This is a genomic window from Pseudomonas sp. NPDC087817, assembly GCF_044742875.1.
Taxonomy (GTDB): Bacteria; Pseudomonadota; Gammaproteobacteria; order Pseudomonadales; family Pseudomonadaceae; genus Aquipseudomonas.
Genome location: NZ_JBIUVJ010000090.1, coordinates 1 through 6,350, shown reverse-complemented (window position 1 = coordinate 6,350; position 6,350 = coordinate 1). Strand labels below are relative to the sequence as shown.

Genomic DNA, 6,350 nt, shown 5'->3' with positions numbered 1-6,350 from the left:
CCTTGGCGAATTCCAGTTCGGTGGCGCTGAAGGTTTCCGGCGAGTATTCGAAGGTCCACTCGGTGTCCGGCTGCATCGCGGCGTATTTGACGAACAGCTTGGCGGCGTTGACCGCGATGGCCTTGATGCCGTCCTTGTCCTGGTTGAAGACAATGCGACGGAAAGACGGCGAGGTAGCGTTGTACAGGTGAACGATGGCTTTTTTCGCCCCGCGCAGGGATTCGAAAGTGCGCTCGATCAAGTCTTCACGGCCCTGGGTCAGCACCTGAATGGTGGTGTCGTCCGGGATATGGCCTTCCTCGATGAGAGTACGCACGAAGTCGAAGTCGGTTTGCGACGCTGCCGGGAACGAGGCTTCGATTTCCTTCACACCCACTTGAACGAGGGTTTTCCAGAAGCGCAGCTTTTTCACCGCGTCCATCGGCTCGATCAGCGACTGGTTGCCGTCACGCAGGTCGGAGCTGCACCAGATCGGCGCGGTGTCGATGGTTTTCGACGGCCAGGTGCGATCCGGCAAATTGATGACGGGAAATGCGCGGTATTTCGAAGACGGATCTTTGAGCATGCTCATCGGGAAATTCCTTATTGTCTGGGCCGAAAAGAGGCGGCCTGCCGGTGGAACGAATGTTCTTGGAAAAGCGTGGGACGAGGCGCAGCGATTCAGCCCGGCAGTCGTGCGCTGACGAGGCACAGGCTGCGGTGCTGGCGAAGCTGAATAAGGGTGTGAGAGGTTTTCATGCCTTCAACCCTAACCGCGGGTGGGAAGGATGGCAAGCAGTCGGAAAAAATTGAGAGGAATACTCGGAAAGCGAGTTTTTGCGCGATTTTATTGTGCGTAATAAAGGCGATTGTTTAGTTTTTTGCGCGGGGTTCGGTTGGGGCGCAATTGATTTTTTGGGGGGCATTGAGTATTGCGGTGTTGTACAGGCCGCCTTCGCGAGCAGGCTCGCTCCCACAGGGGATCTTTGTTGTTAATAAGATCGAGTGTGGGAGCGAGCCTGCTCGCGAAGAGGCCGGTCGCCTCAACACATATTTAAGGCTGGAATGCACCAATGAAAATCGCCGGATCCACCCGCGCATCATTCAGGCTGATATTCCAGTGCATGTGCGGCCCGGTCGCCCGGCCAGTCGAACCCACTTTGCCGACCACTGCGCCACGCGCCAGTTGATCGCCGACCTTCACATCAATCTTCGACATATGGCAGAACATGCTGATAAAGCCCTGGCCATGGTCGACAAACACCGTGTTGCCGTTGAAAAAATAGTTGCCGGTCAGAATTACCTTGCCCGCCGCCGGCGTCTTGATCGGCGTGCCCGCCGGCACCGCGAAGTCCAGGCCCGCATGCGGATTGCGCTCTTCACCATTGAAGAAACGGCGCACACCAAACTTGCTCGACAGCGGCCCGTTGACCGGTTTGTCCAGCAGCAGATTGCTCGGCGTGTTCGGGCTGAAACTTCGATACGCCTTGATCTGCTCGGCCAGTTCGCCATCGATGCGCTTGAGGTTCGACTGATCCGGATTGACTTGCTGCTTGTTCTTCAGGGTGATGCGTTGTTCAGGGTATTTCTTGTTGCCCACGGTAAACGGCAGATTGCGCCCACCACTGCTGATCTGCTGCGCGCCGGGCTTGACCGTTAGCGGCACGCCAACAATCGCCAGCCAATTGTTCTGCTCCTTCACCACCAGCACCGGTTTGCCCTGATACGTGGCTTTCGGCGCCTGAGCGGCAACGCCCAGATCAACCACCGCGACGCCGCCCGGCACCGGTTTGTTCAGCAGCCGGGTGATGTAACTGTCGGCGTGGGCGTTGAAGGTCAGACAGAGCAAAAACAATGGAGCCAGAAAACGCGGCATGGATCAGTCCAGTAAAGAGAGGGTGACAGGCGTCAGGTGATTGTCCTCGACGCGCACTTGCAGTTCGCCTTCGCCGAGTTTGGCTTTGAGGCGCTGCCCGGTGTGAGTCTGTGCGGCGTTGCGAATCGCATGGCCGCGCTCGTCGAGCAGGATGCTGTAACCACGGCCGAGGGTCGCCAGCGGACTGACCACATGCAGTGTCTGCATCTGGCTATGCAATTGCAGACGACGGTTTTTCAGACCTTCGCGCATGGCTCGCGGCAGGCGTTCGGCGAGGCTGTCCAGACGTTGGCGCAGCATCGCCAGTTGCCGTCCCGGATGCTGACCGGCGAGGCGCGTTTCCAGGCGAATCAGGCGTTCGCGGCGGGTGTTGAGGTGACGTTCAAAGGCGCGGCGCATGCGCATGTCCAGATCGTCCAGACGCTGAGCCTGCTGGCGCAGACGTTCACCGGGATGACGCAGACGCCGGGCCATGCCTTCAAGGCGCAGGCGATCACGCATCAAACGGTCTCGCATGCGCATCACCAGACGGCGGTGCAGGCTTTCCACCTGACGGATCAGATGGCTGGAGTCTGGGGCGAGCAGTTCGGCGGCGGCGGAAGGCGTCGGTGCGCGAACGTCGGCGACAAAGTCGCTGATCGACACATCGGTTTCATGGCCGACAGCGCTGACAATCGGCGTTACGCAGGCATCGACGGCGCGGGCCACGGCTTCTTCGTTGAAGCACCAGAGGTCTTCCAGCGAGCCACCGCCACGGGCAAGGATCAACGCATCGAAGCCGCGGGCATCGGCCATTTTCAGGGCGCGGACGATTTGTGCAGTGGCTTCGCGGCCCTGTACGGCAGTCGGAATCAGCGTCAGTTGCACCTGCGGCGCACGACGGCGGAACACGCTGATGATGTCGCGGATCACCGCGCCGGTCGGCGAGCTGATGATGCCGATGCGCTGCGGATGCGCCGGCAGCGGCACTTTGCGTTCGGCGCTGAACAGGCCTTCGGCGCTGAGCTTTTCCTTCAGTGCATCGAAGGCCAGACGCAACGCACCGTCACCGGCCGGCTCCACGGTGTCGAGAATCAGCTGGTAGTCGCCACGGCCCTCGAACAGTGAAACCTTGCCGCGCACCTTCACGGCCAGGCCATCCTTCAGCGCCTGACGCACGCGCGCCGCGTTCTGGCGGAACAAGGCACAGCGCACCTGTGCGCCGCTGTCCTTGAGCGTGAAGTAAATGTGCCCCGACGCCGGGCGGGCGAGGTTGGAGATTTCGCCTTCGACCCAGATGTTGCTGAACACGTCTTCGAGCAACACCCGCGCACGGCCGTTGAGCTGGCTGACGGTCAGGACTTCACGGTCCAGGCCAAGTCTTGCAAAGGGATCTTTAATCATGGGGCGCAGTTTAAAGGCATTCGCCGTCGAATCACCACATGTCCCCTGTAGGAGTAAGCCTGCTCGCGATAGCGGTGTGTCAGGCGAAGAGGTGGTGATGGACAGATCGCTATCGCGAGCAGGCTCACTCCTACAAGGGATTTGTAAAAGTCTGGAGGAAGTGTTGGATCAGTGGAGTAGGGTTCTGGCGATAGGCGAGGGCGACGGTGCTTTGGCAGTCGGGGTCGCTCAGTGGCAAAAAGCGTACGCCGGGCGGGGCAAGGTCCTGCATCGATTCCGGCAGCAGGGCAATGCCGAATCCGGCCTGAATCAACTGCAATTGCGTGGTCTTGCGCGACATCACCCGCGCCGCTTTCGGAAAAAAGCCCTGACGCATGCACAGGTCGGCACATAAATAGCTCAGGCCGCCGCGCTGTGGATGGGGAATGGAAATGAACGGTTCATCCTTCAGTTGCGCCAGTTCGACCAGGGCCGAATCGGCCAACCGATGTTCGGCCGGAACTGCCAGCAGCAAACGCTCAGTAAACAGCGGCACAATCTGAATGCCTTCACGCTGACGAAGCACAGGCAGGCGCAGCAAGCCAATATCGAGGCGCCCCTCGGCCAGATCCTCAAGTTGCGCCTCCGAGGACAGTTTGCCGATGTCCAGCGACACGCCTTGTTGCTGATCGAGGTAGCGACTGATGTCACGCAGCAGGCGCCCACTGATCGGTACGGTGCTCGAATGACTCAGGCGCAATGTACCGAGTTGGCCGTTACCGATTTCGGTGGCCATGGCGCTGGCTTTACTCAGCTCGTTGAGCAGATTTTTCGCACGCGGTAAAAACGCTTCGCCCGCGGCGGTGAGTCGAGGCTGGCGCGCGGTGCGTTCGAACAACGGTGTTTGCAACTGGATCTCCATCTCCTTGATCTGCCGGCTCAGCGCCGATTGCGCAATGAACAATCGCTCGGCAGCGGCACTGAAACTGCCGCATTCGGCGATTTCCACGAAGTAACGCAGTTGGCGTGTAGACAGCACGAGGTATGCCTTTTCGAGATGGGTGGTCGGCTTTGAAGATATTAGTCGCAACGCTTGGCGCTGGCTAAAGTCATCGCAAGCTTATTAAGGACGCGGATCGATGAGTGTGGCAGGACTGTTGAATGAATGGGCGTGGGGCGCCGAGGGCTGGGTGGTGATCGGGCTGGCTATCGCGCTGGCTTATATCGTGTTCGGCATCGCCGGATTTGGCACGGCGCTGGTGGCGGGGCCGATTCTGATTGTGTTTATGCCGTTGTCGAAAATCGTGCCGTTGCTGGTGTTGCTGGATTTCGTTGCAGCGTTCGGCAATCTGCTGCCGTCGCGCCGCGATGTGGCCAAGCCTGAGTTGCTGCGGCTGCTGCCGTGCATGGCCGTGGGTTGCACGTTGGGGGTGATCTTCCTGCTCAACCTCAAATCGGAGCTGTTGTTGCTGCTGATGGGGCTGTTCATCAGCGCCTATGCGATTTACAGCCTGTGGGTCAAAACGCGGCCGGCGCAATTGTCAGCGGCGTGGGCGGTGCCGATGGGTACGGTCGGTGGGTTGTTCGGGGCGCTGTTTGGCAGTGGCGGCTTTTTATACGCGATCTATCTCAACAGCCGGTTGCCGAAAGACGCAGCGCGGGCCACGCAAAGTGCGCTGATCAGTTGCAGTACGGTGGTGCGTTTGAGCCTGTTTGCCATCGCCGGCGTGTATGCCGAGCTACCCTTGTTGATGTTGGCGCTGTGTCTGTTACCGGCCATGGCGCTGGGGTTGTGGATCGGGCGGCGGTTGACCCTGCGCTTGTCTCGCGAGGCGTTTGTACGGCTGGTGACGTGGCTGGTGCTGGCGAGCGGGATTGCGTTGATCGGGCGTTATTTCAGCACTTGACCGCATTTCGTCAGGGATTAAGCTGCCGCCCGCACTGACGCCATCGCTGGCAAGCCAGCTCCCACAGAGTTCGGTCGCTCACAAATATTGTGTACACCAGAAAACCTGTGGGAGTTGGCTTGCCAACGATGGCGTCGGAGAGAGCACCGCAGAATTTCCATTTGACGTCACAGGCTGCACCCATGAATTCGCAAAGCATCATCGTCCCGAAAATTTCCACCCTGCCGGTCCACGAACCCCGGGCCCGGGCGATCGTGCGCTGGCTGGTGCGCAAGAACATCATCGAGGAAGAGTTGACCACCTGCGGGCGCACTGGCAACCGCATGGCCCACGCCATTGCCGATGGCGCCCGCGCCGTGGTGTTGCACCCAGAGGCGCTGCCGTTCGGCGAGCCGATCAACGGCCTGGAGATCGTCACCAAACGCTGCATCTACACTCCGGCCAAGGGCTTTCTCGAAGAAGCCGGTTGCGCCGAGTGCCGCCGCGAAGTCGGCGAAGCGCTGTTCGAAAGCCTCGAAGACTGGTTCCCAGGCCGCACCGACAACTTCACCTGCCCAGAATGCGGGCACGAAGACGACATCAACGGCTTTCTGTACCTGCAGGAGTGCGCGTTCTCCAACCTCGGTTTCATCTTCAATAACTGGCTGGAAGCAGGGTTCAAGCAGAGCTTTATCGATGAATTTGCCGATTGGCTGGATCAACCTGTCTCTTGGGTCAAGGTAGAACTGTAGAGCCGGCGATACCCGTACATCAGCAACATTGATATTAAGCAGAGTTTTACATTGAACAGCAGGGGGTGTCTGACTATAATGGCGCGCTTCCATTTTCCCGCTCGGGAGCCCCCGCGATGCTGCGTATCAGCCAAGAAGCTCTGACATTCGACGACATTCTCCTAGTGCCTGGTTATTCCGAGGTGCTTCCTAACGAAGTCAGTCTCAAGACCCGCCTTACCCGTGGCATCGAGCTGAACATTCCTCTGGTTTCTGCTGCAATGGACACCGTCACTGAAGCCCGTCTGGCAATCGCCATGGCTCAGGAAGGTGGCATCGGCATTATCCACAAGAACATGACCATCGAGCAGCAAGCTGCCGAAGTTCGCAAGGTCAAGAAGTTCGAAGCCGGCGTCGTCAAGGATCCGATCACCATCGAGGCTGACGCCACGGTTCGTGATCTGTTCGAATTGACCCGCATGCACAACATTTCCGGCGTTCCGGTACTGCACCATG

The 6,350-nt window shown here is 59.3% G+C and carries 6 protein-coding genes and 1 pseudogene; 3 read left to right on the top strand and 4 right to left on the bottom strand.

Features of this window, described 5'->3' with window-relative positions; translation table 11 throughout:
* The 4 genes and pseudogenes from ACIONG_RS28085 to ACIONG_RS28070 all read right to left on the bottom strand — a co-directional run.
* Positions 1 to 571 (bottom strand): annotated as a pseudogene (locus ACIONG_RS28085) (2-isopropylmalate synthase); the annotation flags it as partial.
* 462 nt (positions 572 to 1,033) lie between these two features.
* Positions 1,034 to 1,855 carry a peptidoglycan DD-metalloendopeptidase family protein gene (locus ACIONG_RS28080; RefSeq protein WP_401304060.1) on the bottom strand — a complete coding sequence of 274 codons (822 nt, stop codon included), beginning with the start codon at positions 1,853 to 1,855 and terminating at the stop codon, positions 1,034 to 1,036.
* A 3-nt stretch (positions 1,856 to 1,858) separates the two neighbouring features.
* The gene (gene xseA / locus ACIONG_RS28075) at positions 1,859 to 3,238 is read right to left on the bottom strand and encodes an exodeoxyribonuclease VII large subunit (protein WP_016984362.1); all 1,380 of its coding nucleotides are present in this window, start codon (positions 3,236 to 3,238) and stop codon (positions 1,859 to 1,861) included.
* A 130-nt stretch (positions 3,239 to 3,368) separates the two neighbouring features.
* Positions 3,369 to 4,256, bottom strand: coding sequence for a LysR family transcriptional regulator (locus tag ACIONG_RS28070; protein ID WP_401304057.1), 888 nt, complete (start codon positions 4,254 to 4,256; stop codon positions 3,369 to 3,371).
* 100 nt (positions 4,257 to 4,356) lie between these two features.
* Between ACIONG_RS28070 and ACIONG_RS28065 the strand changes: the two genes are divergently transcribed.
* The 3 genes from ACIONG_RS28065 to ACIONG_RS28055 all read left to right on the top strand — a co-directional run.
* Positions 4,357 to 5,124: a sulfite exporter TauE/SafE family protein gene (locus ACIONG_RS28065; RefSeq protein WP_103304551.1), complete on the top strand. Its 768-nt coding sequence runs from the start codon at positions 4,357 to 4,359 to the stop codon at positions 5,122 to 5,124.
* A 182-nt stretch (positions 5,125 to 5,306) separates the two neighbouring features.
* Positions 5,307 to 5,855 carry a sugar ABC transporter ATPase gene (locus ACIONG_RS28060; RefSeq protein ID WP_103304552.1) on the top strand — a complete coding sequence of 183 codons (549 nt, stop codon included), beginning with the start codon at positions 5,307 to 5,309 and terminating at the stop codon, positions 5,853 to 5,855.
* A gap of 116 nt (positions 5,856 to 5,971) precedes the next feature.
* On the top strand, positions 5,972 to 6,350 hold a 379-nt coding region (locus ACIONG_RS28055), incomplete at its 3' end, for an IMP dehydrogenase (RefSeq protein WP_401304054.1).